Below are 25757 nucleotides of genomic sequence, written 5' to 3' on the forward strand. Positions count from 1 at the left end.
CCCCGGGCGTGGCGCGGGTGCCGGCGCTCGCACCGCTGGAGACGGTGCTCCGGCTGGGGGCCTCACCACGGGCCCCCGGGCCGGGCCGGGGCGCGCCCCGCGCGCCCCGGCCGGGCCTTCCCGCGTCTTCCCGCGTGTCCCCCGCTCGCCTTACGCCTTCGCCTTCCACTCCCGCCTTCCGCTTTCGGCTCCCGTCGGCAGGGCTCCCGTGAGCCGGAAGGGCGAAGATTGAGACATGTGGTGGTAGACCACTCTCGACGACGGAGAGGTCGGCCGTGGGAATGCACGAGGAGCGGAGCGTCGCTCGGCAGCGGTTCGACGTGGCTGATGCCGTGCCCTTCCTGCTGGACGCACAGGGCGTGGTGACGAGCTGGACCAGGGGGGCCCAGCAACTGCTGCGCTACCACGCCTCCGAGGTGGTCGGCAGAGACGTCAGGGGGCTGCTGACCCCCCGGGACGCCGCTCGGGTGCCGGAACTCATCGAGCGCTGCCGCGAGGACGGCGGCTGGATGGGCCTGCTGACCGCCCGGCGCGGGGACGGCCAGCCGGTGAAGGTCATGGTCCGCATCACCCCGGCCGTCGAGTCGGGCGGTTTCGCACGCTGGCTGGTCCTGCTGTCCGACATGGCCGGGGCGCCCGGCTGGGACATGAGCCGCACGGTGCTGGAGCAAGTGGTCACGAGCTCGCCGGTCGGCATGGCGATCGTGGACGACGAGCTGCGCTGCGTGTGGTCGAATGCCGCCCTGAGTCAGTTCGGCGGCGGACCGGCCGAGAGCCGGCTGGGGCGGCGGCTCTCGGAGATCCAGCCCGGTCTGGACTTCACGGGGATCGAGGCGCAGATGCTGCACGTCCTCAGGACCGGCGAGCCGGTGATCGGCTACGAGCACGTGGGCAAGATCCGCTCCGCGCCGCACCGGGAGACCGCGCACATGATGTCGTTCAGCCGGCTCGAGGACGACCACGGCCACCCGATGGGCGTCTACTACACGGTCATCGACATCACCGACCGGTACCGGGCCCGGCAGCGCGTGGCCCTGCTCGACCGGGCCGGCGAGCAGATCGGCCGGACGCTGGACGTCGTGCGGACCGCGCAGGAGCTGGCCGACGTGGCCGTGCCGGCCTTCGCCGACCTCGTCTGTGTGGACCTGCTGGAGTCGGTGCTGCGGGGTGCGGAGCCGGCGTCCGGGCCGCTGGACGGCACCGAGCCGGTGCCGCTGCGCCGGGCCGGCCACCGGTCGGTGGACGGCGGCGCCGCGGAGGCCGTCGTGGAGATCGGCGGGGTGGCGGCCTACCTGCCGGGTTCGCCCCCGATCCGCTGTCTGGTCACGGGCAAGTCCTATCGCGAGGAGCGGCTCGACCCGCTGGCCAGGGAGTGGGTGACGGACGTAGCGGGCGGCCGGGGGACGACCTTCCTGGAGTCCGGACTGCACAGCGTGGTGATCGTGCCGCTGCGCGCGCGGGGCGTGACCCTCGGCGTCACCGCCTTCTTCCGGCGCCGCCGCCAGGAGCCGTTCGACGAGGACGACCTGAGCCTCGCCGAGGACCTGGTGTCGCGGGCGGCCGTCTGCGTGGACAACGCCCGCCGCTACACCCGTGAGCGCGACGCCGCGCTGGTGCTGCAGCGCAGCCTGCTGCCGCGCCGGCTGCCCGAGCAGGGCGCGGTGGAGGCCGCCGCCTGCTACCGGCCGGCCGACGAGCTGACCGGGCTCGGCGGCGACTGGTACGACCTCGTCCCGCTGTCCGGCGCGCGGGTCGCCCTCGTCGTGGGCGAGGTGCCCGGTCACGGCATCGACGCGGCAGCGGCGATGGGCCGGCTCCGCACCGCCGTCCGCACCCTCGCGGCACTGGACCTGCCGCCGGAGGAGGTGCTCGGGCACCTCGACGACCTGGTCGCCCGGGCGGCCCACGAGGAGGGCCTGGAACCGGACGTGCCGGGTGTCGAAACGTTCCGCTCCGTGGGCAGCGGCTGCGTGTACGTGGTCTACGACCCCGTCGACGGACAGTGCTCGATGGCCGCCGCGGGCCACCCGGCGCCCGCCGTGATCCTGCCCGACGGCACGGTCAGCTTCGTCGACCTGCCGGTGGGTCCGCCGCTCGGCACCGGCGGACCGGCCTTCGAGGCGGTCGAGCTGGCTCTCGCGGAGGGCAGCACGATCGCGCTGCACACCGACGGGCTGCTGGCCCACGGGGAGGACTGGGCCGTCGACGCCGACCGCGGCCGGCTGCGCCGGGCCCTGGAGAGGGACGCGCCCTCGCTCGAGCTGCGCTGCCGCACGGTGGTCGACGCGCTCGTTCCGGCCCGCCCGCACGACGACGTCGCCCTGCTGATGGCCCGCACCAGGCTGCTGGGCGCCGGGCAGGTGGCGGACTGGGACCTGCCCCCCGACCCGGCCGTCGTCTCCCAGGCCCGCAAGGAGGCCACCCGGCAGCTGACCGACTGGGGCCTGGAAGAGCTGGTCTTCACCACCGAACTCGTCGTCAGCGAGCTGGTCACCAACGCCCTCCGGCACGCATCCGGACCCATCCGCCTGCGTCTGATCCGTGACAGCGCCCTGATCTGCGAGGTGTCCGACGGCGGCGCCACCGCTCCGCATCTGCGCCATCCGCGCACCACGGACGAGGGCGGGCGCGGGCTGCTGCTGGTCTCCCAGTTCTCGCAGCGGTGGGGGACCCGCTTCTTCGCGGAGGGCAAGGTCATCTGGGCCGAGCAGTCCCTGGCCGAGCCACCGGAGTGACGCATGACCGACATACCATGTGAAAACATGATGATCCCGGTGGTGAGGCGGGAGCCATGAGCGAGGCGATCGACTACGCGGCGGTGTTCCAGACGCTGCCCGGCATGGTGGCCCTGCTCACCCCGGACCTCGTCTACGCGGACGTCAACGACGAGTACGTGGCCCTGTCCGGTCGCAGGCGCGAGGACCTGGTGGGCTGCTACCTCTTCGACGTCTTCCCCGACAATCCCAACGACTCCTCTGCCTCCGGCACGCGCAACCTGGCGGCCTCGCTGCGGCGGGTGGTGGCCACCGGCGAACGCGACGCCATGGCCCTGCAGCGCTACGACGTGCAGAACCCGGAGCGGCCCGGGGAGTGGCAGGAGCGGTACTGGAGCCCGGTCAACGCGCCGGTGCTCGACGCGGACGGCAAGGTGGTGCTGCTGGTGCACCGCGTCGAGGAGGTCACCGAGCTGATCAAGGCCCGCGGCGGGCCCAGCGGCAGCCGTGCCCGCGTCCTCGAGGCCGAGCTGTACTCGCGCGCCCGCGAGCTGCAGGCGGTCAACGAACGTCTCCGCCAGGCCCACGCCCACGAACGCGAGGTGGCGCTGGCCCTGCAGGAGGCGATGCTGCCCGCGTGCCGCCAGGTGCGCCACCTCCCGGCGGCGGTGCGCTACCGGCCCGCGATCGGCGCGCTGCACGTGTGCGGGGACTGGTACGACCTCGTCGACCTGGTCGGCGGCAACCGCATCGGCGTGTCCGTGGGCGACGTGGTCGGGCACGGTCTGCCGGCCGCGGGTGTCATGGGCCAGCTGCGCAGCGCGCTCAGCGCCGCCTCCCGCGTCGCGGACGGACCGGCGCAGGCCCTGAACGTGCTGGGGCGGTACGCGCACGTGGTCGACGGCGCCGAATCGGCCACGGTCGTCACGACGTTCATCGACCTCGACGCGCACACCATCACCTACAGCAGCGCCGGTCACCCGCCGCCCGTGCTGCTGCACGCCGACGGACGCGTGGAGTTCCTCGACCAGGCCACCGACCCGCCGCTGGACGCGCGCCCCGTCCCGTATCCCAGACCGCAGGCCACCACCGGCTACGCCTCGGGCGCCACGCTCGTGCTGTACACCGACGGCCTGATCGAACGCCGGGGCGAGGACATCGACATCGGTCTGGCGCGGCTCGCCGACTCCCTGGGCAGCCACCGCGCGGACGACCCCGAGACCCTCGCCGACGCCGTGCTCCTGGAACTGCTGCCGCCGGGGGGCGCGACCGACGACACGGCGCTCGTCATCGTGCGCCTGTGACGGCCCCGCTCGTTCCCGGTCGCCGGTGAGGGGCCGCGCTCGCGCCACGTGGCACCCGCGCGCGAGAGCGGGTGCTGACCTGACGGGCCGTCGGGGAACCCGGGTGGGGACCGAACGGCCCAGTTCCGGCGGGTTGCGCCCGCGCTTAGACTGGCAGCCCCACGGCACGCCGGTTGACCTGCTGAAACGCGGCAGTCCACCGATCCGCCGGAGTGAGGAGTGACCTCTTGTTCTACTACCTGCTCAAATACGTGTTGCTGGGACCACTGCTGAGACTGCTCTTCCGGCCCCGGATCGAAGGCCTCGAACACGTCCCGGACTCGGGCCCGGCCATCATCGCGGGCAACCATCTGTCCTTCTCGGACCACTTCCTGATGCCGGCGATCATCAAGCGCCGCATCACCTTCCTCGCCAAGAAGGAGTACTTCACGGGTTCCGGCATCAAGGGACGCCTCACCGCGGCCTTCTTCCGCAGCGCCGGGCAGATCCCGGTCGACCGCACGGGCAAGGACGCCGGCCAGGCCGCGATCCGCGAGGGGCTGGGAGTGCTGCGCAGGGGCGAACTGCTCGGCATCTACCCGGAGGGCACCCGCTCGCACGACGGACGCCTGTACAAGGGCAAGGTCGGCGTCGCCGTGATGGCTCTGAAGGCCCAGGTCCCGGTGGTCCCGTGCGCGATGATCGGCACCTTCGAGGCGCAGCCGCCGGGACAGGTCGTGCCCGACTTCCGGTCCGTCACGATCCGCTTCGGCAAGCCCCTCGACTTCTCCCGCTACGCCGGCATGGAGAACGAGAAGGCGATCCTGCGGGCCGTCACCGACGAGATCATGTACGCGATCCTGTCGCTGTCCGAGCAGGAGTACGTCGACGAGTACGCGGCCGTCGCCAAGGCCCAGCAGGCCTCCCCGAACGGCGAGAAGGCACGCAGGTTCCCCCGGATGCCGCTCGGCTGAGGGACGAGGAAGGGGCGGCCGGACACCGGCCGCCCCCTCATGCCGTACGGCCGCCGGTCACGGCTTGGGCGTGGCGTGCGGGGTGCACGTCACGTCCGCCGCGTCCAGCTTGCCGGTCAGGAGGTAGTCGTCCACCCGCTGGTTGATGCAGGGGTTGACCAGACCGGTGACGCCGTGGGAGCCCGCGTCCTTCTCGGTGATCAGGCGGGAGCCCTTGAAGCGGTTGTGCAGTTCGACGGCGCCCTCGTACGGGGTGGCGGCGTCACGCGTGGACTGCACGATCAGCACCTGCGGCAGGCCCTTGTGCGTCTTGACCTCGACCGGCGTCTGCTGCTTGACCGGCCAGGTGGCGCACGGCAGGTTCATCCAGGCGTTGGCCCAGGTCATGAACGGGTAGTTCTTGTTGAGCTCGGTGTTGTCCCGGTCCCACTTCTTCCAGCTGGTGGGCCACTTGGCGTCGGTGCACTCGACGGCCGTGTAGACGGCGTTGCTGTTCTCCGAGGAGATGTTGCCCGCGGTGTCCGTGAGGTCCGGCGCGGCCGCGTCGACGAGCGCCTGGGTGTCGCCGGCGACGTACTTGCTGAACACCGTCGCGATGGATATCCACGTCGAGTCGTAGTACGGCGCGCTCTGGAAGAAGGAGATCAGCTCGGCCGGGCCGACGACCCCGCCGATGGGGCTCTGCTTGGCGGTGGCGCGCAGCTGGAGCCACTTGTCCTGCACGGCGGCGCGGGTGGTGCCGAGGTGGAAGGTGGCGTCGTTGGCGGCGACCCAGTCCTCCCAGTCCTTCCAGCGGCCCTCGAAGGCGACGTCCTGGTCCAGGTTGGCCTGGTACCAGATCTTCTCCCGCGAGGGGTTGACCACGCTGTCCACGATCATGCGGCGCAGGTGGCCGGGGAACATCGTGCCGTAGACGGCGCCGATGTACGTGCCGTAGGAGACGCCGAGGTAGTTGAGCTTCTTCTCACCGAGGGCGGCGCGGATGACGTCCAGGTCGCGCACGGTGTTCGGCGTGGTCATGTACGGCAGCATCTCGCCGCTGCGCTCGTAGCAGCCCTCGGCGTACTCGCGGGCCAGCTTGCGCTGGGCCAGCTTGTCGGCCTCGGTGTCGGGCACCGGGTCCGCCTTGGGCGCCTTCACGAACTCCTGCGGGTCCATGCAGGAGATGGGCGCGGAGTGGCCGACGCCGCGCGGGTCGAAGCCCACGAAGTCGTACGCCTTGGCCGCGTTGGCCCACACGGCGCTCTTGGTGGTGACCCGGCGCGGGAAGCGCAGGCCCGAGCCGCCGGGGCCGCCGGGGTTGTAGACGAGCGCGCCCTGGCGCTCCTGAGCGGTCCCGGTGTTGCCGATGCGGTCGACGGCGAGCTTGATCTGCTTGCCGTACGGCTTGGCGTAGTCGAGCGGCACGGTGACCCAGCCGCACTGGATCGGCTTCTCCAGCCCCCAGTCCCCGGGGCAGTCCTGCCAGTCGATCCCGGCCTTCGCGGCCCGCTCCGCCGCGATCGCGGCTCCGCGCGCCTCGCGGTCCTGGCCGTGCCGGGCGCCCGCGCTCGCGCTGGCCGAGGGCGCGGCGACGGCGCCGGCGATCAGCGTCGCCGTGACCAGCACTCCGGCCGAGCCGAGCGCCGCCACACGCCTCTTCGGTCTGATGTCCCTCAAGTGGGGCCTCCCCCTGCGTGGTTGCGGTTGACAGGGGGATCCTTCCGGCTGTGAACCGTCTGGGAACAGGGTTTGTTGACCTTCTTTACCAATCCGATAAACGGATAGGCAAATCCCGCTCAGCGGAGACGTGACGCTCCGCTGGACGGGGGGCGTTGTGCCGTGAGTCGGCTGCGGCGCCGTCGTGGCTGGTCGCGCAGTTCCCCGCGCTCCTTCAGGGCGTTGTCCGACCGCAGCTCAAGTGAGAACGGCCAACGCCTCGTCCAGGACGCGCCGCAGGCGGAGCGCGTCCGTGGCCACCGCGGTCACCAGCACGGCAGGCCCGGCGAGCGGCACCAGCGCGGCGCTCTCCCCGAGCATCCGCGCAGGCATCGCACGGGTCGCGAACTCGGGCCGTGCGACGACCAGTTGCCCCACGGCACGGTGCCCGCCGAGCACGGCCGGCCCGTCCCACCCGGCCGGCGCTCCGGGCCCGCAGCCGAGTTCCTGGTCGAGCACCGTCCGCTGTCCGATCCGTACGGTGAGACGGCTGGTCAGCCGCCCGGGTTCCTCCCCCACCCGCCCCAGCACCTGCTCCTCGCGCAGCACGAGCCGCGCCGCCGGGCCCAGCTCGGCCCGCGTGGTGACGCGCAGGTCGCTCCCCCGGGCGGAGATCAACTGCTCCGGCAGCCAGAGCAGTTCGCCGCCGTCGGCGACGCTGAGCCGGACGTCGTAGCGGGCCTCGCCGCCCGCCTGCCCCGGCAGCGCGATGGTCGCGGCGGCCGACCGGACCCGCAGCCGGGCCCCGTCCCGCACATCGGCCCGCACGGTGAAGTGGTCTCCGCCGAGCGGGCCGCTCATCGCGCCGACCAGCATCACCCGCGCCTCGGCGCCGCTCCCCCGGGTGCGCCGCAGCGCGAGCGGCCCCTCGCTCTCCAGCACGGGCAGCGCGGTGCCGCCGCGCCCGTCGCCCCGCGCCAGCATCCGCGCGGTCGCGCGCACCCCGGCCGAGGTCACGCCGCCCGCGGTCACGTCAGCCGCGGTCACGTCGGCCGCGGTCATGCGGTCCACGCCGCGAGTCGCGCACGCACCCAGTCGGCGACGTCGCGCACGCCCCCCTCGCTCCGCAACGACTGCAGCACGACCGGCAGTTCGCCGCGCTGCGCCTTGGCGTCGGCGGCCATCCGCCCGAGGTCGGAGCCGACGTACGGCGCGAGGTCGGTCTTGTTGACGACGAGCAGGTCGGCGGTGGTGACGCCGGGGCCGCCCTTGCGCGGGATGTCGTCCCCGCCGGCCACGTCGATCACGAAGATCTGCGCGTCCACCAGCCCCTTGGAGAAGGTCGCGGTGAGGTTGTCCCCGCCGGACTCGACTAGCACGAGATCGAGCGGCCCGGCCTCGTCCTCCAGGTCCTCCACCGCCTCCAGGTTGGCGGAGATGTCGTCGCGGATCGCGGTGTGCGGGCAGGCCCCGGTCTCCACGGCGGTGATCCGCTCGGGCGGCAGCACGGCCTCGCGGAGCAGGAACTCGGCGTCCTCGCGCGTGTAGATGTCGTTGGTGACGACGGCGAGGGACAACTCGTCGCGCAGGGCCCGGCACAGGGCGGCGACGGTGGCGGTCTTCCCCGAGCCGACGGGCCCGCCGAGGCCGATCCGCAGCGCCCGGCGGGAGCCGTCGGGGCGCCGGGCGTCGGCGCTGACGGCGGAGGGGCCGTCGTGGGAGTGGTCGAGATGCATGGGTCGGCTCCTATGACGTTGCGAAGGTCTTCCGGCGCCGGTCCGGCGATTCCGGCCCGTCCGGCGTTCTGTGCGGCGGCCGTTCAGGCCGAAGGGAGTCCGGGGCAGGCGGCGGTCCCCGGGGTCACGAGGCGAACAACCGCACGCCCCAGGCCGCGTGCGCCTCCGCGCCGATCTCCAGCAGCGGGGCCGACGCGGCGGGCAGCGCGTCGACGCCCTCGCGGGCGACCCGCCGCGCCGCCTCGACCGCCCGGTCCGCGACGCGGTCCAGCTCCGGCGCCAGCCGCGCCAGCACCCCCGTCGCGTCGAAGGGGTCGAGGGCGAGCAGCCGCACGGTGGCGCTCGCCGGCCCGCTCACGCTCTCGTACGCCGCGCAGTGCGCCGCGTCCTGCGGCGAGAGGCCGGCCGCCCGTGCCGCGAGCCCCAGCACCACGGGCTGGTGCGCCCCCTTGGGGAACTCCTCAGCCAGGGCGTCGAGTTCGCCGGAGGGCCAGGTCGCCCGGGCGGCCCGCGTCAGCTGCCGCCCCAGCTTCCGCGCGGCCAGGCGCAACGCCGGCGAGGGGGTCCGCGCGTCGGCGGCGGCGTCCAGCGCCGACGGGTCCACGCCGAGCACCGCCGCCGCGGCCGTCGCCGCCGCGACGAGGCCCGTGGTGTGCAGCCGCCCCCGGCAGAAGTCCTCCAGGCTCGCCGCCGACGTGATCCGCCCGGCCTTCACCGCCGCCTCCGCCCCGCCGGAGTGCGCGTGCCCTCCGGCGGGAAAGCGGCCGTCGGCCAGGACGAGAAGCGCGGCCCGGGACATCAGAAGAGGAAGTAACGCTGGGCCATGGGCAGTTCGGCGGCCGGCGTGGCCTCGACGAGTTCGCCGTCGATGTGCACGGCGAAGCTGTCGGGGTCGACCCGTACCTCGGGCCGCGCGTCGTTCTCGCGCATGTCCGCCTTGGTCACCCCGCGCGTCGAGTCGATGGCGGTGAACCGCTTGCCGAGCCCGAGCCGTTCCGGCAGCCCGTCCTCGATCGCGAGCGGGGCGACGAAGTTCAGCGAGTTGGCGGCCGGCGCCCGCCCGATCGCCCCGTACATCGGCCGCGGCAGGACCGGCTGCGGCGTCGGGATGGAGGCGTTGGCGTCGCCCATCTGCGCGTAGGCGATCTGGCCGCCCTTGAGGACGAGGTGCGGTTTCACGCCGAAGAACGCCGGCTCCCACAGCACCAGGTCGGCGAGCTTGCCGGTCTCCACGGACCCGATCTCCCGGGCCAGGCCCTGCGCGAGGGCCGGGTTGATCGTGTACTTGGCGACGTAGCGGCGCACCCGCCGGTTGTCCGCCCGCCCGTCACCGGGCAGCGCGCCCCGGCGCCGCTTCATCACGTGCGCCGTCTGCCAGGTCCGCAGGACCACCTCGCCGACGCGGCCCATGGCCTGGGAGTCGGAGGAGATGATCGAGATCGCGCCGAGGTCGTGCAGGACGTCCTCCGCGCCGATGGTGGACGGCCGGATCCGGGACTCGGCGAAGGCCAGGTCCTCCGGCACCGCCGGGTTGAGGTGGTGGCACACCATCAGCATGTCGAGGTGCTCCTCGGCGGTGTTGACGGTGAACGGCCGTGTCGGGTTGGTTGAGCTGGGCAGCACGTTGGGCTGGGAGACGACGGTCATGATGTCCGGCGCGTGCCCGCCGCCCGCGCCTTCGGTGTGGTACGCGTGGATGCCGCGCCCGGCGATCGCCGCGAGGGTGTCGCCCACGAAGCCGGCCTCGTTGAGCGTGTCGGTGTGGATGGCGACCTGGATGCCGGTCCGGTCCGCGACGGTCAGGGAGGCGTCGATGACGGCCGGGGTGGATCCCCAGTCCTCGTGCAGCTTCAGGCCCAGCGCGCCGCCGCGGATCTGGGACAGCATGGCCTCCTGGGAGACGGTGTTGCCCTTGCCGAGGAAGCCGATGTTCAGCGGGTAGGCCTCCATCGCCTCCAGCATCCGGGCCAGGTGCCAGGGGCCGGGGGTGACGGTGGTGGCCTTGGAGCCCTCGGCCGGTCCGGTGCCGCCGCCGACCAGGGTGGTGATGCCGGCGGACAGCGCCTCGTCGGCGATCTGCGGGCAGATGAAGTGGACGTGCGCGTCGATCGCGCCGGCCGTCAGGATGCGCCCGTTGCCGGCGATGACCTCGGTCTCCGGGCCGATCACCAGGTCGGGGTGGACCCCGTCCATGGTGTCGGGGTTGCCCGCCTTGCCGATCCCGGTGATGCGGCCGTCGCGGATGCCGATGTCGGCCTTGACGACGCCCCAGTGGTCGACGACGACGGCGCCGGTGATGACGGTGTCGGGGGCGCCGTCCGCGCGCGTGGCACGCGACTGGCCCATGGACTCGCGGATGACCTTGCCGCCACCGAAGACGGCCTCGTCGCCGGCGGTGCCGGGGCCGCCGCTGCGGTCCTCCTCGATCTCGATCAGCAGGTCGGTGTCGGCGAGCCGGATGCGGTCGCCGGTCGTCGGGCCGAACAGGTCGGCGTACGCGGCGCGCGAGATCTCAGGCATCGAGGGCACCTCCGGTCTCCCCGCGCAGCCCCGGCACGATGCGGGCGCCGGCGAGCGGGACGAGTTCGACGTCGACGGGGATCCCGGGCTCGAAGCGCACGGCGGTGCCCGCGGCGACGTTCAGCCGCTTGCCCCGGGCCGCGGCGCGGTCGAACTCCAGGCCGGGGTTGGCCTCGGCGAAGTGGTAGTGGGAGCCGACCTGGACGGGCCGGTCGGCGGTGTTGAGCACGGTCAGCCGGGTGACCTCGCGGCCCTCGTTGTAGACGATCGGGCCGTCGGCGAACAGGATCTCTCCGGGAATCATCGACGCCCCTCTCAGACGATCGGGTCGTGGACGGTGACGAGCTTGGTGCCGTCCGGGAAGGTCGCCTCGACCTGGACGTCGTGGATCATCTCCGGCACGCCGTCCATGACGTCGTCCCGGGTCAGCAGCGTGCGCCCGGAGGCCATCAGCTCGGCGACCGTGCGGCCGTCGCGGGCGCCTTCGAGGATGTGCGAGGTGATCAGGGCGACCGCCTCGGGGTGGTTGAGCCTGAGCCCGCGGGCCCGGCGCTTCTCGGCGACGTCGGCCGCCACGTGGATCAGCAGCCTCTCTTGCTCGTGCGGCGTCAGTTGCACGTAACCACCTCACAGTCCTCGCTCCGGACCGTGCGGGGCCCGGTTGCCGCGGCCACGGGGCAAAGTCCCTGGTGGCGTGGGAGGGCAGGCTAGTTGGACCGGGTTTCGGGCACGTTAACCGAGCCGTGACCTTCCCGGCCGCCGCCCCGGGAGCCTCTACCCCGGCGCGGGGTCTACGACGCGCCCGGCCTCCGGTGCTCCGCCGCGATGCCGAACCGCCCGGGTTCGCGGGGCGCGGACGCTACCTCGCGGACCGTGGAGACCGCGCTGATCACCTGCTCGTCGTCGGGCTGGTCGAGCGCATCGAGCCGTTCCAGGTCGGCGGCGGAGACGAGGGCGACGAGGGGCTTGCCGTGGCGCGTCACGACGACGCGCTCACCGCCGTACACCACCCGGTTGATCAGGTCGGCGAGCTCAGCCCTGGCTTGCGTCACCGGAATCTCGTAGGCCATGCCTCCATCATAACGTCATGTACGTCCTGTACATTTTTTACAGAGACAGCTCCGGGGACAGCTCCGGGAACAGCTCTGTCGCGAGGAGGGGTATGCCATGACCCGACCGTCCGCCCGACACGTCCTGCCCGGGTTCACCGAACGGACCGCGTCCGGGCGCCGATCGACGGATCCGTACGCGAAGCTGCTGGAGGAGCGGATCCTCTTCCTCGGCACGCCTCTCGACGACACCGCGGCGAACGACCTGACGGCCCAGTTCATGTACCTCGAGCACAAGGACCCCGACCGGGACATCGCGCTGTACATCAACTCGCCGGGCGGCTCGTTCAGCGCCATGACGGCGCTCTACGACACGATGCGGTACGTCTCCTGCGACGTGGAGACGACCTGCCTGGGGCAGGCCGCCTCCTCGGCCGCGGTGCTGCTGGCCGCCGGGACGCCGGGCAAGCGCTCCGTGCTGCCGGGCGCGCGGGTGGTGATCCGCCAGCCCGCGCTCGCCGAGCCGGTGCGGGGCCGGGCGAGTGATCTGGCGGTGCAGACGGAGGAACTGACGCGCAATCGCCGCCTCGTGGAGGAGATGCCGGCCCGGGCCACCGGACACAGCCGGGAGAAGATCGGCGCCGATATCGAGCGGGACCGGGTCTTCGACGCCCGGCAGGCCGTGGACTACGGCCTGGTGGACCGGATCGTCCCCGGCCGCCGGGCCCCCCTCGTCCCGCCCGTCGGGAGGTGAGCGACCGGTGATCCCGCCCGAACTCCCGCCGCTGCCCGCGCTGACCCGCGCCGAGGGCGAGCTGATCGACCGTTACCTCGACGTGGTGGACCTGCTCGGCCGCATCAATCCGGCCCACCACGGCGACACCTACCGCGGGCTGCGGGCCGCGCAGGCGCTGGTGGCCAGGGCGGCCGAACTGCGCGACGCGCTCGCCCTGATGCACCAGCGGGGCGAGACCGAACTGCACGCTCCCACCCTGGCGCGGGCGCTGCGGGTACTGGACGGCGAGCGGCGCACCGCCCGGGTCACCGTGCCTCCCCAGCCCGGCACTTGAGGCACGCGCCGGGCCCGGGCCGCGGTCGCCCGGCGCCGGTGTCCGGGCCGGGGCCGAAACGGACCAAACGGCGTACCGCCTTCCGGACTAGACACACCTCCTCTTTTTTGACCGGTCGAGTTGCGCAACGGGCCCGGCCCCAAGGCGGGATGAGGCATTTCTTCGCTGGTCCGGGCCGTTTCGGAGGTGATGACGCGCCTCCGAACACAGCTGTGGGCACCCGAACGGGTGAGTGGTGAGTAACAACACAAATCCCCGTTTCCGTTGGGCTTTTCGGACATCCGTGAGCCAAGATCCGTGTCTGACGACAAGCCCCCGCCGCCGCGGCGGGGCGATCCGGGCGGACGCCGAGTCCTGCCGCCGCCCGGATGACCGGTCGACAGGAGTGGATCGGCAGGAGTGGAGGACCCAAGCACGACGGGTCGCCGGAACGGTCACGCCATGACCGGGCCGAGCAGCCCTTGGGGTGAAGCCGCGCGAGCGGCCGGGCAACTTCGCCAGCCCGAATCCGACAGGTCATCCTTCACAGGCGGCTGACGAAGGGTTGCGCATGACTGCGCTCAATCGTGTCCCGTCGCTGATGGTCCGGGCCGGCACGGCCTCGGCCCTCACCATCGCCGCGGTGGGCGGCTCGGTCGTGGTTCCGGGCTTCGCCTCCGACGCGGCCGCCGCGACGCCCGCGACGAAGGCACTGCAGATCGCGGCTTCCAAGAAGGGTTCGCCCTACCGGTGGGGCGCCACCGGTCCGCACCGGTTCGACTGCTCCGGGCTCACGCTGTACTCGTACAAGAAGGCGGGCAAGAGCCTGCCGCGTACCGCGGCCCAGCAGTACAACAAGACCCGCCACATCTCCGCCAAGAGCCGCAAGGCCGGAGACCTCGTGTTCTTCCATTCGGGTTCGTACGTCTACCACGTCGGCATCTACGCCGGAAAGGGGAAGATCTGGCACGCCCCGAAGACCGGGGACGTGGTGAAACTGCAGAAGATCTGGACGAAGAGCGTCTGGTACGGCCGGGTCAGCTGATCCTTGCGTGGGGTGGCGGCGCCCCTGACACGCCGCCACCCGACGAGGCGTGACACGGTCCTGGCCGGTTATCCGTTCAACCATGGCCGACCATGTCCCCTGCACCGCACGCAACGAGACCCCGCTGGAGCGCGCCGACCGCAACTTCGGCGAACTGCTCCAGGAACTGCGCGTCACCCAGACCGGCGTGCAGATCCTCTTCGCCTTCCTGCTGACCCTGGCCTTCACCCCGCGCTTCCCGTCCCTCGACCCGGTCCAGCGGGCCACCTACGTCACCACACTGCTGCTCGCGGTCCTCGCCGCCGCCCTGTTCACCGCGCCGGCCGCGCTGCACCGCTCGCTGTTCCAGCGGGGCGCCAAGCCGCGCGTCGTCCAGGTGTCCTCACGGCTCGCCACCATCGGCATGGGTGTGCTGGTGCTGGCGTTCACCGGCTCGGTGCTGCTCGTGGTGGACGTGACGACGGGCCGGGCGGGCGGGGTGGCCGCGGGCGCGGCGACCCTGTGCGTGTGCCTCGGCCTGTGGTGGCTGCTGCCTCGCCTGGTGCGGCGGGCGGGCCTGTCCGCCGAGCAGCAGGCCGCGCAGCAGGCCGCGCAGCAGGCCGCGCCCGTCGTCAGGCAGCCGGGAGCGCCGCGGGACGCGGCCGTGCACCGGGAGCCGTCGGCACGGCGCCGCTGACCCTCGCCCGACGTGGCCGTGCACCGGGAACCGCCGCACGGCGCCGCTGAACCCTCGCCCGAGCCCCGCTACGGCTCCTGCTGCCCGGCTGCCGGCACCGGTCGGGCCGGCACCTTCCACGGCAGTTCGACGGAGACGGTCTTGCCGCCCTCCCGGGTGGGGCGCACGCACAGTCTGCCGCCGCACTCGGCGGTCAGCCAGCGGATGATCACCAGGCCGCGGCCGTTGTCCTGCTGGACGGCGGCGGGCAGCCGCTTCGGGAACCGGGGGTGGCTGTCGGTGACGCCGATGCGCAACTGTTCGTCGCGGTCGAGTTCGAGTCCGACGGTGAAGGTGGGCGACTGCCCGAGGGTGTGCTGGACGGCGTTGGTGGCGAGTTCGGAGACGATGAGCCGGACGGTGTCGGCCACCTCCGTGTGCGGCGCCAGGCCCCACTCCGCGAGGGTGTCGATCGCGTAGGTGCGGGCCGCGCAGACCGAGGCGGGATCGCTCGGCAGAGTGACGGATGCTTCCAGATGGTCTGCCATGGCGACGTCGTCCCTTTCCCACGGGACCGCTGGTCCGACACGGAGCGGATGGTTCGAGTACGGTCCCGGACTGGTGCTTCGCCGTCAGACTGCCATCACCGCACGGGTCACGGCTGGCGATCCACCGAGATATGCATATATCTGTCGCTCAAAGCGGTGAACTCTGCCACGAGAGACCGTGTCGGGGCGCCTCATAAGGAGTAAGGAGGGACCCATGCAGCACGGTCCCGCGGTGCGCCGCAGGAAGCTGGGCGCCGAACTGCGAGCGCTGCGCGCCGAGGCGAGGCTCACCAGCGGTGAGGCGGCGCGGCTGGTGGGCTGGCACCAGTCGAAGGTCAGTCGTATCGAGACGGGCACCAGCGGGGTGAAACCGGCCGATGTGCGGTTGCTCCTGGACGCCTACGGGGTGTCCGATCCGCGGCTGCGCGATCTGATGCTGGTGCTGGCGGGCTCGGACGAGAACACCGGCCGGCACCACTGGTGGCACGCGTATCGCGGCATCCTGCCGCCGGACTACAGCGACTTCATCAGCCTGGAGTCCCAGGCCGACGCGATGCGCACCCTGGAGACGTCGGTGGTGCCGGGGCTGCTGCAGACGCCCGAGTACGCGCGGGCGGTGACCCGGGCCGCGGTCCGCGGGCTGGACGACGCGGGGCTCGACGCGCTGGTCGAGGTGCGCCTGGCCCGGCAGGAGGTGCTGCGGGCCGACCCGCCCCTGGAGTTCAGCGCGGTGCTGGACGAGGCGGTGCTGCGCCGGGAGATCGGCGGGCCCGAGGTCATGGCGCGCCAGCTCGAACTCCTGGTCGAGGCGGCGCGCCTGCCGCAAGTACGGCTGCAGATCCTGCCGTTCGGCGCCGGAGCACACGTCGGCGTCACCGGGTCTTTCGTTATTTTCTCATTTTCGAGCACTTCTGATCTGGACGTGGTCGTTCTGGACCACCTGACGAGTAGCCTCCACTTGGAACGGAAAGAAGACCTCCAGGCCTACACCGAGGCCTTCAACTCCCTTCAGATTCAAGCCCTTTCGCCCGAGGACTCATTGGATTACCTCGCCGGCAGAGTCGTCGGCGGGTGAGGAGGCACCATGTCAGCACTGCCTCGGAACGTCCCCTCCAGCATCGTTCCGCACGGCGTGCGGTGGCTGCGCAGCAGCTACAGCACCGGTGCGAACAACTGCGTGGAGACGGCGGCGCCGCGGTCCGGCCCGTGGGCCGGTCTGCTCGCCGTCCGAGATTCCAAGGACCCGGCCGGGCCCGCACTGCTCTTCTCGCCGGAGAGCTGGGCTGGGTTCACGGCCGCGTTGAAGCGCTGATCAGATCCGCGTCATGCGGAGCCACATCCGCGTCGTGCGGAGAAGATCCGCGTCGTGCGGAGCCCGGCCGTGTCACGCCGACTCATGGTCGAGTCCCGCCGATCACTCGCACCGCATGTTCGATCTGCGCCTCGGAGAGGTCCGCGCGGGCGGTCAGCCTGAGCCGCGAGACGCCGTCGGGCACGGAAGGAGGACGGAAACAGCCCACGGCCAGCCCTGCCGCCCGGCAGTCGGCCGCCCACCGCACGGCCCCCTCCGGGGACGGCGCGCGCACGGAGACGACCGCGGCGTCCGGTCGTACCGCCTGCAGACCGTCGTCCGTCAGGCGTGCGTGCAGCTCGGCCGCCACCGCGCGGGCCCGTGCCGCCCGCTGCGGCTCGCGGCCGAGCAGCCGCAGGGCGGCCAGGGCGGCGCCCGCGGACGCGGGGGCCAGTCCCGTGTCGAAGATGAAGGTCCGGGCCGCGTTCACCAGGTGGTCGATCACCCGGGCGGGACCCAGGACGGCGCCGCCCTGGCTGCCGAGCGACTTGGACAGCGTGACGGTGACGACGACGTCGTCGGCGCCCGCGAGCCCCGCCGCGTGCGGCGCCCCGCGGCCGCCGTCGCCGAGGACGCCCAGCCCGTGGGCGTCGTCGACGACCAGCCCGGCGCCGTGCTCCCGGCAGGCCGCCGCGAGCCCGGCCAGCGGGGCCGCGTCCCCGTCGACCGAGAAGACCGTGTCGGACACGACGACGGCCGTGCCCCGGTGCGTGCCCAGCGCCTTGCGCACCGCCTCCGGATCGGCGTGCCCGACGACCTGGGTGGCGCCCCGGGCCAGCCGGCAGCCGTCGATCAGGGACGCGTGGTTGCCCGCGTCGGAGACGATCAGCGAGCCGTGCGGCGCGAGCGCGGTGACGGCGGCGAGGTTGGCCGCGTAGCCGGAGGAGAAGACGAGCGCCGCCTCGAAGCCGCAGAAGGCGGCCAGCTCGCGCTCCAGCTCGGCGTGCAGTTCGGTGGTGCCGGTCACCAGCCGGGACCCGGTCGAGCCGCCGCCCCAGACGCGCGCGGCCCGCGCCGCGCCCTCGGCGACCTCGGGATGGCGGGCCAGGCCCAGGTAGTCGTTGCTCGCCAGGTCGAGCAGCGGCGAATCGGCCGGACGGGGGCGCAGGGTCCGCACGAGTCCGGCACGGCGGCGCAGCTCCGCCTGCTCGTCGATCCAGCCGAACGCCATGGCTCCTCCGGGGGCATTTGTAGGCAGTGGACAGACCCTAGCCGCACGTCCCCCGGCCCATGATGTGGCGATACCCACACATCGAAGTGTCTCCGTTGTTCAAACTCTCCTTGGCCCGGGGCGGCCTCGTAGGACAGGATCGGCTCTCATGGACCTGCTGAACACGCTGGTGGACAAGGGGCTTCGGCGCGAGCTGCCGACCCGCGAGGAAGCTCTGGCCGTCCTCGCCGCTTCCGACGACGACCTGCTCGATGTGGTGGCCGCGGCCGGCAAGGTGCGCCGGCACTGGTTCGGCCGACGGGTCAAACTCAACTACCTGGTCAACCTCAAGTCCGGACTGTGTCCGGAGGACTGCTCCTACTGCTCCCAGCGGCTCGGCTCCAAGGCCGACATCCTGAAGTACACCTGGCTCAAGCCCGACGAGGCCTCCCGGGCCGCCGCGGCCGGTCTGGCGGGCGGCGCCAAGCGGGTCTGCCTGGTGGCGAGCGGACGCGGGCCGACCGACCGCGACGTGGACCGCGTCTCGGACACCATCAAGGCGATCAAGGAGCAGAACGAGGACGTCGAGGTGTGCGCGTGCCTCGGCCTGCTCTCCGACGGCCAGGCGGAGCGGCTGCGGGAGGCCGGCGCCGACGCCTACAACCACAACCTCAACACGTCCGAGGGGACGTACGGGGAGATCACGACCACGCACACCTACGCCGACCGCGTGGACACCGTGCACAAGGCGCACGCGGCGGGCCTGTCGGCCTGCTCGGGCCTGATCGCGGGCATGGGCGAGTCCGACGAGGACCTGGTCGACGTGGTCTTCTCGCTGCGCGAGCTGGACCCGGACTCGGTGCCGGTCAACTTCCTCATCCCGTTCGAGGGCACCCCGCTGGCCAAGGAGTGGAACCTCACCCCGCAGCGCTGCCTGCTCATCCTGGCGATGGTCCGGTTCGTGTGCCCGGACGTCGAGGTCCGCATCGCGGGCGGCCGCGAGGTGCACCTGCGCACGATGCAGCCCCTCGCCCTGCACCTGGCCAACTCGATCTTCCTCGGGGACTACCTGACCAGCGAGGGCCAGGCGGGCAAGGCCGACCTGGAGATGATCGCCGACGCCGGGTTCGAGGTCGAGGGCAGCGAGCAGGTGACCCTGCCGGAGCACCGGACGGCGGCCGGCGGAGGGTGCGGGTCGCACAAGGGCGCGGGCTGCGGGTCGCACGACGGGGCCGAGGGCGCCGGGTGCGGGTCGCACGAGGGCGGAGGTGTCTGCGGTACGGCCGCGGCGGCCGCGGCGGCCGCAACGGCGGCGCCCAGGGCCGCCGAGCCGCGTACCGACCTGGTCGCGGTACGCCGTCGCGGCGCCGGAACGGACCTCGCGCCCAATGCCTGACCTGCCCGTCGCCGAACTGCTGGAGCTCGACCGGCGCCACGTGTGGCATCCGTACGGTCCGATGCCCGGCCGCGCCGAACCGCTCGTGGTCGGGTCGGCGAACGGGGTGCGGCTGCGCATGGCCGACGGCTCGGGCGAACTGGTCGACGGCATGTCGTCCTGGTGGTCGGCGATCCACGGCTACAACCACCCGGTGCTGAACGAGGCCGCCCGCGAGCAGCTCGGCCGGATGAGCCACGTGATGTTCGGCGGGCTCACCCACGAGCCCGCCGTACGCCTGGCGAAGCTGCTCGTCGACATCTCGCCGGACGGCCTGGAGCACGTCTTCCTCGCCGACTCCGGCTCGGTGTCGGTGGAGGTGGCGGTCAAGATGTGCCTGCAGTACTGGCGCTCGCTGGGCCGCCCCGCCAAGCGGCGGCTGCTGACCTGGCGCGGCGGCTACCACGGCGACACCTGGCAGCCGATGTCGGTGTGCGACCCCGAGGGCGGGATGCACGAGCTGTGGACCGGGGTGCTGCCCCGGCAGGTGTTCGTGGACGCGCCGCCGGCGGACTGGGACGAGGCCTACGCCGAGCGGCTGCGCTCGGCGATCGGGGAGCACGCGGACGAACTGGCCGCGGTGATCGTCGAGCCGGTGGTGCAGGGCGCGGGCGGGATGCGGTTCCACTCCCCCGCGTACCTGCGGGTGCTGCGCGAGGCGTGCGACGCGCACGACGTGCTGCTGGTGTTCGACGAGATCGCGACCGGGTTCGGACGCACGGGGACGCTGTTCGCGGCGGAGCACGCGGCGGTGACGCCGGACGTGATGTGCGTGGGCAAGGCGCTGACCGGCGGCTATCTGACGATGGCGGCCACCTTGTGCACCTCCCGGTTGGCCGACGGCATCTCGCGGGGCGAGGTGCCGGTGCTCGCCCACGGCCCGACCTTCATGGGCAACCCGCTCGCCGCGGCCGTCGCCTGCGCCTCGGTCGGGCTGCTGCTCGGCCAGGACTGGCGGGCGGAGGTCCGGCGGATCGAGGCGGGGCTGCGCGAGGGGCTGGCGCCGGCCACGGAGCTTCCGGGCGTGAAGGACGTACGCGTCCTCGGCGCCATCGGGGTCGTCCAGCTCGACCACGAGGTGGACATGGCGGCCGCCACGGCCGCCGCCGTACACGAGGGCGTGTGGCTGCGGCCGTTCCGCGACCTGGTCTACACGATGCCGCCGTACGTCACGGGCGACGCGGACGTGGCACGGATCACGCGCGCGGTGTGCGCCGCCGCACGGGAGGGATGACATGCCGGTACTGGTGATCACGGGCACGGGCACGGAGGTCGGCAAGACGGTCACCACGGCCGCGGTCGCCGCCGCCGCGCTGGCCGCCGGCCGGTCGGTGGCGGTGCTGAAGCCCGCGCAGACGGGGGTACGGCCGGACGAGCGCGGGGACGCCGACGAGGTGGCCCGGCTCGCGGGCGCCGTGACGACTGCCGAACTGGCCCGCTACCCGGAGCCGTTGGCCCCGGCGACGGCCGCCCGGCGGGCGGGGCTGGCGCCGGTCCGCCCGCACCAGGTGGCCGAGGCCGCGCAGAAGCTGGCGGCCGAGCACGACCTGGTGCTCGTCGAGGGCGCGGGCGGGCTGCTCGTCCGCTTCGACGAGACGGGCGGCACACTGGCGGACGCGGCGGCCCTGCTGGGGGCGCCGGTGCTGGTGGTCGCGCCGGCCGGGCTGGGCACGCTCAACGCGACCGAACTGACGGCCCGCGAACTGCGTTGCCGGCAACTGGAGTTGCTGGGCGTGGTAATCGGCAGCTGGCCCGCTTCGCCCGACCTGGCGATGCGGTGCAACGTCACCGACCTGCCGGAGGTCGCCGGCGCCCCGCTCCTGGGCGCCCTGCCGGCCGGGGCGGGGGCGCTGTCCCCCGCCGCCTTCCGTGCCGCGGCGCCCGGTTGGCTGGCCCCGCGCCTGGCCGGCTCCTGGGAGGCCCAGGCGTTCCGGGCGCGCGAGGCCGCCTGAGCGCTCCGCTGGATGCGCCGCGTTGTGCCACTCCGTGCCGCTTTGTGGCGCTGCGTGCCGCTTTGTGGCGCTGCGTGCCGTCGGTCGGCTGCGGCGCCGTCGTGGCCGGTCGCGTCGTTCGCCGCGCCCCTTCGGGGCGTTGCCCCACCCCAGCGGTGTGCGGGTGAGCCCCGGCGGGGGTGCGGGGGCCCGGTTCGGGGGCAGAATCGCGGTAAGAACTCCGAACGGGGAGGTCCGCATGCCGCTTCGGCCGTCCGGCGCCGCGAAGGTGGCCCGGGATCCCGTGCACCACCCGCTGTTCGCCCGCTGCTACGCCCGGGTCAGTGTGCGGGCCGAGACGCGGATGGGCATGGCCGACGTCCGGGACCGGCTGCTGACCGGGCTGACCGGGCGGGTCATCGAGATCGGCGCGGGCAACGGGCTGAACTTCGCCCGCTATCCGAACGCCGTCTCGGAGGTCGTCGCGATCGAACCGGAGCGGCGGCTGCGGCGGCTGGCCGTCGAGGCGGCCCTGCGCGCCGAGGTGCCCGTGGACGTGGTGCCGGGCGTGGCCGAGGCGCTGCCGGTCAAGAGCGAGGCCTACGACGCGGCGGTGATCTCGCTGGTGCTGTGCAGCGTGCGGGACGTCCCGCGGGCCCTCGGCGAGGTGCGGCGGGTGCTCCGGCCGGGCGGGGTCGTCCGGTTCTTCGAGCACGGCAGGGGCGGCGGGCGGCTCATGGTCCTGACCCAGCGCACGCTGGACCGGACCCTGTGGCCGGCGCTGAGCGGCGGCTGCCATCTCGCCCGGGACCCGGTCGTCGCCCTGCGCGACGCCGGGTTCGAACTCGGCCCCTACCGGCGGGTGATGATGCCCCAGAACGGGCCGGTGCTGCCCAGCTCCTACTGCGTGCTGGGCACCGCGTGGCGGCCGGAGGGCACCGGGTAGTCACGGTCCGGTCAGGCGCGCCGTCCGCGCGGAGGCCACCCCGCACGTCGAGCACGAGCCGACGCCGCCGGGCGCGGCATGCTGCTCTCCCGACCTCGGCCTGTGCCGGCCCCTGCCGGCCCGTGCCGGAGATCAGCCGGGACCTTCGGCGGGTACCGGGCGCTGAACGGACCACACTAGGCTCAGCGCGAACCGGGGGAATCGACACGTCCAGAGGGAGGCGGCCTTGTCCACACCTGCTGCGCGGCCCGCACCGGGTCATGCGTCGGCCGAGAGGGTCGCGGCCCGGGCCCGCGGTCTGACCAAGGCGTACGGCTCGGGCGAGACGACCGTCCTCGCCCTGGACTCGGTGGACGTGGACATCGCGCGCGGCCGGTTCACCGCGGTCATGGGGCCGTCCGGATCCGGCAAGTCGACGCTGATGCACTGCCTGGCGGGGCTGGACACGGTCTCGGCCGGGAAGGTCTGGCTCGGCGACACCGAGATAACGGGGCTGAGGGAACGTGAGCTGACCCGGCTGCGGCGGGACCGGATCGGGTTTATGTTCCAGTCGTTCAACCTCATCCCGACACTGACCGCGGCCGAGAACATCACCCTGCCCATGGACATCGCGGGCCGCAGGCCGGACCGGGAGTGGCTGGACCAGGTCGTCGACACCCTGGGGCTGCGGGCCCGGCTGGGGCACCGGCCCGCGCAGTTGTCGGGGGGTCAGCAGCAGCGGGTGGCCTGCGCGCGGGCGCTGGTCTCCCGGCCCGAGCTGATCTTCGCGGACGAGCCGACCGGCAACCTCGACTCGCGGGCCGGCCTGGAGGTGCTCGCCTTCCTGCGCCAGGCCGTCGACGATCTCGGCCAGACGGTCGTCATGGTCACCCACGACCCGGGCGCCGCCGCCCACTCGGACCTGGTGCTCTTCCTCGCCGACGGACGGATCGTCGACGAGATGGAGCGGCCGACGGCGGAGGCGGTGCTGGAGCGGATGAAGCGGTTCGACGTGATCCGCGGCCAGATCGACGAGGACACGCCCGCCACCGGCGAAAGCCCGTCCGTCACCGGCGAGGAGAGGCCCGCCACCGGCGAGGACACGCCCGCCATCGGTGAGGGCACGTCCGTCACCGGCCGGGGCGCGTCCACCACCGAGGAGGAGTGACACCGTGCTCAAGGCGACGCTCAGGAGCTTCCTGGCGCACAAGGGGCGACTGCTGCTGTCCGCACTGGCCGTCCTGCTGTCCGTGGCGTTCGTCGCGGGCAGCCTGATCTTCTCCGACACCGTCACCCGCACCTTCGACCGGCTGTTCGCCTCCACCTCCGCCGACGTGACGGTCCAGCCCAAGAAGGACCTCGAGTCCCGGGTCCAGACGGGAGCGGTCCGCACCGTGCCCGCCGCGCTCGCGGACCGCGTGGCGAAGGTCGACGGGGTCGCGTCCGCGCACGCGGACGTGAGCGTCGAGAACGTCACGGTCGTCGACAGCGAGAACCGGCCGGTCGGCTCGACCAGCGGCGCGCCCACCATGGCCACCGACTGGTTCGTCACCGACCGCAGCCCCCTGAAGCTGACCTCCGGGCACGCCCCGCACGGCCCCGACGAGGCGCTCCTGGACGCCGACACCGCCGACAGGAAACACGTACGGATCGGGGACACCCTGACGGTGCTCGCCCAGCCGGGCTCCTTCAAGGTCCGGGTCGTCGGCATCGCGACCTTCACCACCACCAACCCGGGCGCGGCCCTGGTCTTCCTCGACCCGGACAACGCGGCGGCCCGGCTGCTCGGTTCGGCGGGCAAGGCGACCAGCATCTCGGTGGACGCGGCGCAGGGCGTGAGCGACGCGCGGCTCAAGGACCGGATCGTCGCCGCGGTCGGCGCCGGGGCCTACGACGTCAAGACCGCCGACGAGGAGGCCAAGTCGGCCACCGAGAGCCTCGGCGGGTTCCTCGACGTCATCAAGTACGTCATGCTCGGCTTCGCCGGCATCGCGGTCCTGGTCGGCGTGTTCCTGATCGTCAACACCTTCTCCATGCTGATCGCCCAGCGCACCCGCGAACTCGGCCTGCTCAGGGCCCTCGGCGCCGACCGGCGGCAGGTGCGGCGGTCCGTGCTGACCGAGGCGGCCCTGCTCGGCCTGGTCGGCTCGACGCTGGGCCTGGCGGCCGGTATCGGGCTCGCCGCCGGACTGATCAAACTCATGGGCGCGTTCGGGATGAACCTGAAGGCGACCGAGATGGTCGTCGGCTGGGGTACACCGGTGGCGGCGTACGTCGTCGGCGTCGGCGTCACCTTCCTGGCGGCGTATCTCCCCGCCCGGCGCGCCGCGGCGGTCTCCCCGATGGCCGCGCTGGCGGACGCCGAGATCGCCGGCATGGGACGGCCGCTGCGCACCCGGGCGGTGGTCGGCGCGTCCGTCGGGGCGATCGGTGCGGCCGCGCTCGCCGGCTGCGCCGCGGCGTCGCGGACGGCCACCGCCGCCTCCCTGCTGGGCCTCGGTGTGGTGCTGACCCTGATCGCGACCGTGATCGCCGGACCGCTGCTGGTCCGGCCCGTGATCCGGGTCCTCGGCGGCGCCTTCCCCGCCCTGTTCGGCTCGGTCGGCCGCATGAGCCAGCGCAACGCCCTGCGCAACCCCCGGCGCACCGGGGCCACCGCGGCGGCCCTGATGGTGGGCCTCGCCCTGGTCGGCGGCATGTCGGTGGCGAGCGCCTCCATGTCGAAGTCCTTCGACCAGCAGATCGACAAGACGCTCGGCGCCGACTTCGTGATCATGAACGGGAACTATCTGCCGTTCCCGAAGGAGGTCACCGACAAGGTGCGAGGCACGCGGGGCGTCGGACTCGTCGTGCGGCAGCGGTTCGCCCCGGTCGCCCTGCGGCTGCCGGACGGCAAGCGGGTGGAGACGACCGCCACGGGCTACGACGGCCGCCTCGACGACGTCGCGCACGTGCCCTACGCGGCCGGCGGCTCGGCGGCGGCGCTGGCGGACGGCAGCCTCGGGATGGACGCCGGCTTCGCCAGGAAGCACCGCGTCCGGGTCGGCAGCACGATCCCCGTCGAGTTCCCGGCCGGGCGGAAGACCGAGTTGCGGGTCGGCGCCCTCACCGACCAGGAGACCTCCGACGGGTTCGGTATGCAGGGCGGGCTGGTCCTCGGCATCGCGACGGTCGAGAAGTACCTGCCGGGCGGCCAGGACTCCGCGCTGTACGTCAACGCGGCCTCCGGCACCAGCCCCGACCGGCTGCGCCAGGCGCTGGAGCGGACGCTCGACCCGTACCCGCAGGTGCAGGTCCGCGACCAGGCCGACTACAAGAAGCTGGTGCACGACCAGATCGCCGTGCTGCTCTACCTCGTCTACGCGCTGCTCGGGCTCGCGATCGTCATCGCGGTGCTCGGTGTGGTCAACACCCTCGCCCTGTCGGTCGTCGAGCGCACCCGGGAGATCGGGCTGCTGCGCGCCATCGGACTGGCCCGGCGGCAGTTGCGCCGGATGATCCGGCTGGAGTCCGTGGTGATCGCGGTGTTCGGCGCGGTGCTGGGGCTGGCGCTGGGGCTGGTGTGGGGCGTGTGCACGCAGCAGGTGCTGGCGCTGCAGGGCATGAAGGCGCTCGCAATCCCGTGGGGCACCATCGTCGCGGTCGTCGTCGGCTCGGCGGTCGTCGGCATCGTGGCGGCGCTGCTGCCCGCGTTGCGCGCCTCCCGGATGAACGTGCTGGCGGCCATCGCGCACGAATGACGCGGTGCGGCGGC

General features: G+C 73.0%; 25 protein-coding genes and 1 riboswitch. Of the genes, 15 read left to right on the forward strand and 10 right to left on the reverse strand.

The annotated features are described in order from the left end of the window. Positions 1-275 precede the first annotated feature (275 nt). The 3 genes from AB0G63_RS22970 (at position 276) to AB0G63_RS22980 (ending at position 4971) form a co-directional block, all read left to right on the forward strand. Positions 276-2735, forward strand: coding sequence for a SpoIIE family protein phosphatase (locus AB0G63_RS22970; RefSeq protein WP_360753229.1), 2460 nt, complete (start codon positions 276-278; stop codon positions 2733-2735). Positions 2736-2791: 56 nt separating this feature from the next. Then, on the forward strand, positions 2792-4018 hold the full coding sequence (locus tag AB0G63_RS22975) for a SpoIIE family protein phosphatase (RefSeq protein ID WP_360753232.1): 1227 nt from the start codon (positions 2792-2794) through the stop codon (positions 4016-4018). Positions 4019-4245: 227 nt separating this feature from the next. After that, positions 4246-4971: a lysophospholipid acyltransferase family protein gene (locus tag AB0G63_RS22980; RefSeq protein WP_360753234.1), complete on the forward strand. Its 726-nt coding sequence runs from the start codon at positions 4246-4248 to the stop codon at positions 4969-4971. A gap of 57 nt (positions 4972-5028) precedes the next feature. Here the strand turns inward: AB0G63_RS22980 and AB0G63_RS22985 are convergent, their stop codons facing one another. The 8 genes from AB0G63_RS22985 to AB0G63_RS23020 all read right to left on the reverse strand — a co-directional run bounded on the left by AB0G63_RS22985 (position 5029) and on the right by AB0G63_RS23020 (position 11935). Continuing rightward, entirely contained in the window at positions 5029-6630 is a 1602-nt protein-coding gene (locus tag AB0G63_RS22985) for an alpha/beta hydrolase (RefSeq protein WP_360753237.1), read from the reverse strand. A gap of 237 nt (positions 6631-6867) precedes the next feature. Next, positions 6868-7671: an urease accessory protein UreD gene (locus tag AB0G63_RS22990; protein WP_360753450.1), complete on the reverse strand. Its 804-nt coding sequence runs from the start codon at positions 7669-7671 to the stop codon at positions 6868-6870. Further along, positions 7668-8345, reverse strand: a complete 678-nt coding sequence (gene ureG / locus AB0G63_RS22995) for an urease accessory protein UreG (protein ID WP_360753239.1) — start codon at positions 8343-8345, stop codon at positions 7668-7670. The genes AB0G63_RS22990 and ureG overlap by 4 nt, the downstream gene beginning before the upstream one ends. A gap of 124 nt (positions 8346-8469) precedes the next feature. Further along, complete coding sequence (locus tag AB0G63_RS23000; protein ID WP_360753242.1) at positions 8470-9144, reverse strand: urease accessory UreF family protein; 675 nt, start codon at positions 9142-9144, stop codon at positions 8470-8472. Further along, positions 9144-10865 carry an urease subunit alpha gene (locus AB0G63_RS23005; protein ID WP_360753245.1) on the reverse strand — a complete coding sequence of 574 codons (1722 nt, stop codon included), beginning with the start codon at positions 10863-10865 and terminating at the stop codon, positions 9144-9146. The genes AB0G63_RS23000 and AB0G63_RS23005 overlap by 1 nt, the downstream gene beginning before the upstream one ends. Further along, positions 10858-11169 (reverse strand): urease subunit beta, encoded by a 312-nt coding sequence (locus tag AB0G63_RS23010; RefSeq protein ID WP_360753248.1) that lies wholly within the window; start codon positions 11167-11169, stop codon positions 10858-10860. The genes AB0G63_RS23005 and AB0G63_RS23010 overlap by 8 nt, the downstream gene beginning before the upstream one ends. An 11-nt stretch (positions 11170-11180) precedes the next feature. Beyond that, the gene (locus tag AB0G63_RS23015) at positions 11181-11483 is read right to left on the reverse strand and encodes an urease subunit gamma (protein ID WP_351894403.1); all 303 of its coding nucleotides are present in this window, start codon (positions 11481-11483) and stop codon (positions 11181-11183) included. Positions 11484-11656: 173 nt separating this feature from the next. Next, entirely contained in the window at positions 11657-11935 is a 279-nt protein-coding gene (locus AB0G63_RS23020) for a type II toxin-antitoxin system Phd/YefM family antitoxin (protein WP_360753251.1), read from the reverse strand. 97 nt (positions 11936-12032) lie between these two features. Here AB0G63_RS23020 and AB0G63_RS23025 point away from each other — a divergent pair, with 97 nt between their 5' ends. The 4 genes from AB0G63_RS23025 to AB0G63_RS23040 all read left to right on the forward strand — a co-directional run bounded on the left by AB0G63_RS23025 (position 12033) and on the right by AB0G63_RS23040 (position 14684). Then, entirely contained in the window at positions 12033-12668 is a 636-nt protein-coding gene (locus AB0G63_RS23025; RefSeq protein ID WP_360753253.1) for an ATP-dependent Clp protease proteolytic subunit, read from the forward strand. 7 nt (positions 12669-12675) lie between these two features. Then, entirely contained in the window at positions 12676-12984 is a 309-nt protein-coding gene (locus tag AB0G63_RS23030; protein WP_324784912.1) for a hypothetical protein, read from the forward strand. A 335-nt stretch (positions 12985-13319) separates the two neighbouring features. Further along, a riboswitch (cyclic di-AMP (ydaO/yuaA leader) is annotated at positions 13320-13531 on the forward strand. A 3-nt stretch (positions 13532-13534) separates the two neighbouring features. After that, positions 13535-14008: a C40 family peptidase gene (locus AB0G63_RS23035; protein WP_360753257.1), complete on the forward strand. Its 474-nt coding sequence runs from the start codon at positions 13535-13537 to the stop codon at positions 14006-14008. 82 nt (positions 14009-14090) lie between these two features. After that, on the forward strand, positions 14091-14684 hold the full coding sequence (locus tag AB0G63_RS23040; protein WP_360753260.1) for a DUF6328 family protein: 594 nt from the start codon (positions 14091-14093) through the stop codon (positions 14682-14684). Positions 14685-14752: 68 nt separating this feature from the next. On the opposite strand, the gene AB0G63_RS23045 is transcribed toward AB0G63_RS23040, so the two are convergent. Then, entirely contained in the window at positions 14753-15211 is a 459-nt protein-coding gene (locus AB0G63_RS23045; protein WP_360753262.1) for an ATP-binding protein, read from the reverse strand. 214 nt (positions 15212-15425) lie between these two features. Here AB0G63_RS23045 and AB0G63_RS23050 point away from each other — a divergent pair, with 214 nt between their 5' ends. Together AB0G63_RS23050 and AB0G63_RS23055 are read left to right on the forward strand one after the other, a co-directional pair. After that, a complete protein-coding gene (locus AB0G63_RS23050; protein WP_360753264.1) occupies positions 15426-16286 on the forward strand; it encodes a helix-turn-helix transcriptional regulator in 861 nt (286 codons plus the stop codon). Between the two features lie 9 nt (positions 16287-16295). Further along, complete coding sequence (locus AB0G63_RS23055) at positions 16296-16523, forward strand: DUF397 domain-containing protein (RefSeq protein WP_360753267.1); 228 nt, start codon at positions 16296-16298, stop codon at positions 16521-16523. 82 nt (positions 16524-16605) lie between these two features. Here the strand turns inward: AB0G63_RS23055 and AB0G63_RS23060 are convergent, their stop codons facing one another. Beyond that, complete coding sequence (locus AB0G63_RS23060) at positions 16606-17733, reverse strand: 8-amino-7-oxononanoate synthase (protein ID WP_360753270.1); 1128 nt, start codon at positions 17731-17733, stop codon at positions 16606-16608. A 148-nt stretch (positions 17734-17881) separates the two neighbouring features. On the opposite strand from AB0G63_RS23060, the gene bioB reads away from it, so the two are divergent. The 6 genes from bioB (at position 17882) to AB0G63_RS23090 (ending at position 25743) form a co-directional block, all read left to right on the forward strand. Beyond that, a complete protein-coding gene (bioB, locus tag AB0G63_RS23065) occupies positions 17882-19108 on the forward strand; it encodes a biotin synthase BioB (protein ID WP_360753273.1) in 1227 nt (408 codons plus the stop codon). Next, entirely contained in the window at positions 19101-20381 is a 1281-nt protein-coding gene (locus tag AB0G63_RS23070; RefSeq protein ID WP_360753275.1) for an adenosylmethionine--8-amino-7-oxononanoate transaminase, read from the forward strand. Before bioB ends, AB0G63_RS23070 begins: the two co-directional genes overlap by 8 nt. Before the next feature lies 1 nt (position 20382). Next, entirely contained in the window at positions 20383-21099 is a 717-nt protein-coding gene (gene bioD, locus AB0G63_RS23075; protein WP_360753277.1) for a dethiobiotin synthase, read from the forward strand. 238 nt (positions 21100-21337) lie between these two features. Then, positions 21338-22024, forward strand: coding sequence for a class I SAM-dependent methyltransferase (locus AB0G63_RS23080; RefSeq protein WP_360753279.1), 687 nt, complete (start codon positions 21338-21340; stop codon positions 22022-22024). Positions 22025-22250: 226 nt separating this feature from the next. Beyond that, positions 22251-23171, forward strand: coding sequence for an ABC transporter ATP-binding protein (locus AB0G63_RS23085; protein ID WP_360753282.1), 921 nt, complete (start codon positions 22251-22253; stop codon positions 23169-23171). Between the two features lie 4 nt (positions 23172-23175). Next, a complete protein-coding gene (locus tag AB0G63_RS23090; protein ID WP_360753284.1) occupies positions 23176-25743 on the forward strand; it encodes an ABC transporter permease in 2568 nt (855 codons plus the stop codon). Positions 25744-25757: the final 14 nt, after the last annotated feature.

The organism is Streptomyces sp. NPDC020996 (genome assembly GCF_040641355.1).
Classification (GTDB): domain Bacteria; phylum Actinomycetota; class Actinomycetes; order Streptomycetales; family Streptomycetaceae; genus Streptomyces.

What these genes read in the sequence shown, in the direction of transcription:
- AB0G63_RS23045 (WP_360753262.1), bottom strand. Translation starts at nt 15,211, where the DNA reads ATGGCAGACCATCTGGAAGCATCCGTCACTCTGCCGAGCGATCCCGCC.
- AB0G63_RS23005 (WP_360753245.1), bottom strand. Translation starts at nt 10,865, where the DNA reads ATGCCTGAGATCTCGCGCGCCGCGTACGCCGACCTGTTCGGCCCGACG.
- AB0G63_RS23025 (WP_360753253.1), top strand. Translation starts at nt 12,033, where the DNA reads ATGACCCGACCGTCCGCCCGACACGTCCTGCCCGGGTTCACCGAACGG.
- ureG (WP_360753239.1), bottom strand. Translation starts at nt 8,345, where the DNA reads ATGCATCTCGACCACTCCCACGACGGCCCCTCCGCCGTCAGCGCCGAC.
- AB0G63_RS23070 (WP_360753275.1), top strand. Translation starts at nt 19,101, where the DNA reads ATGCCTGACCTGCCCGTCGCCGAACTGCTGGAGCTCGACCGGCGCCAC.
- AB0G63_RS22975 (WP_360753232.1), top strand. Translation starts at nt 2,792, where the DNA reads ATGAGCGAGGCGATCGACTACGCGGCGGTGTTCCAGACGCTGCCCGGC.
- AB0G63_RS22990 (WP_360753450.1), bottom strand. Translation starts at nt 7,671, where the DNA reads ATGACCGCGGCCGACGTGACCGCGGCTGACGTGACCGCGGGCGGCGTG.
- bioB (WP_360753273.1), top strand. Translation starts at nt 17,882, where the DNA reads ATGGACCTGCTGAACACGCTGGTGGACAAGGGGCTTCGGCGCGAGCTG.
- AB0G63_RS23060 (WP_360753270.1), bottom strand. Translation starts at nt 17,733, where the DNA reads ATGGCGTTCGGCTGGATCGACGAGCAGGCGGAGCTGCGCCGCCGTGCC.
- AB0G63_RS23035 (WP_360753257.1), top strand. Translation starts at nt 13,535, where the DNA reads ATGACTGCGCTCAATCGTGTCCCGTCGCTGATGGTCCGGGCCGGCACG.
- AB0G63_RS23040 (WP_360753260.1), top strand. Translation starts at nt 14,091, where the DNA reads ATGGCCGACCATGTCCCCTGCACCGCACGCAACGAGACCCCGCTGGAG.
- AB0G63_RS23010 (WP_360753248.1), bottom strand. Translation starts at nt 11,169, where the DNA reads ATGATTCCCGGAGAGATCCTGTTCGCCGACGGCCCGATCGTCTACAAC.
- AB0G63_RS23000 (WP_360753242.1), bottom strand. Translation starts at nt 9,144, where the DNA reads ATGTCCCGGGCCGCGCTTCTCGTCCTGGCCGACGGCCGCTTTCCCGCC.
- AB0G63_RS23020 (WP_360753251.1), bottom strand. Translation starts at nt 11,935, where the DNA reads ATGGCCTACGAGATTCCGGTGACGCAAGCCAGGGCTGAGCTCGCCGAC.
- bioD (WP_360753277.1), top strand. Translation starts at nt 20,383, where the DNA reads ATGCCGGTACTGGTGATCACGGGCACGGGCACGGAGGTCGGCAAGACG.
- AB0G63_RS23055 (WP_360753267.1), top strand. Translation starts at nt 16,296, where the DNA reads ATGTCAGCACTGCCTCGGAACGTCCCCTCCAGCATCGTTCCGCACGGC.
- AB0G63_RS23050 (WP_360753264.1), top strand. Translation starts at nt 15,426, where the DNA reads ATGCAGCACGGTCCCGCGGTGCGCCGCAGGAAGCTGGGCGCCGAACTG.
- AB0G63_RS23080 (WP_360753279.1), top strand. Translation starts at nt 21,338, where the DNA reads ATGCCGCTTCGGCCGTCCGGCGCCGCGAAGGTGGCCCGGGATCCCGTG.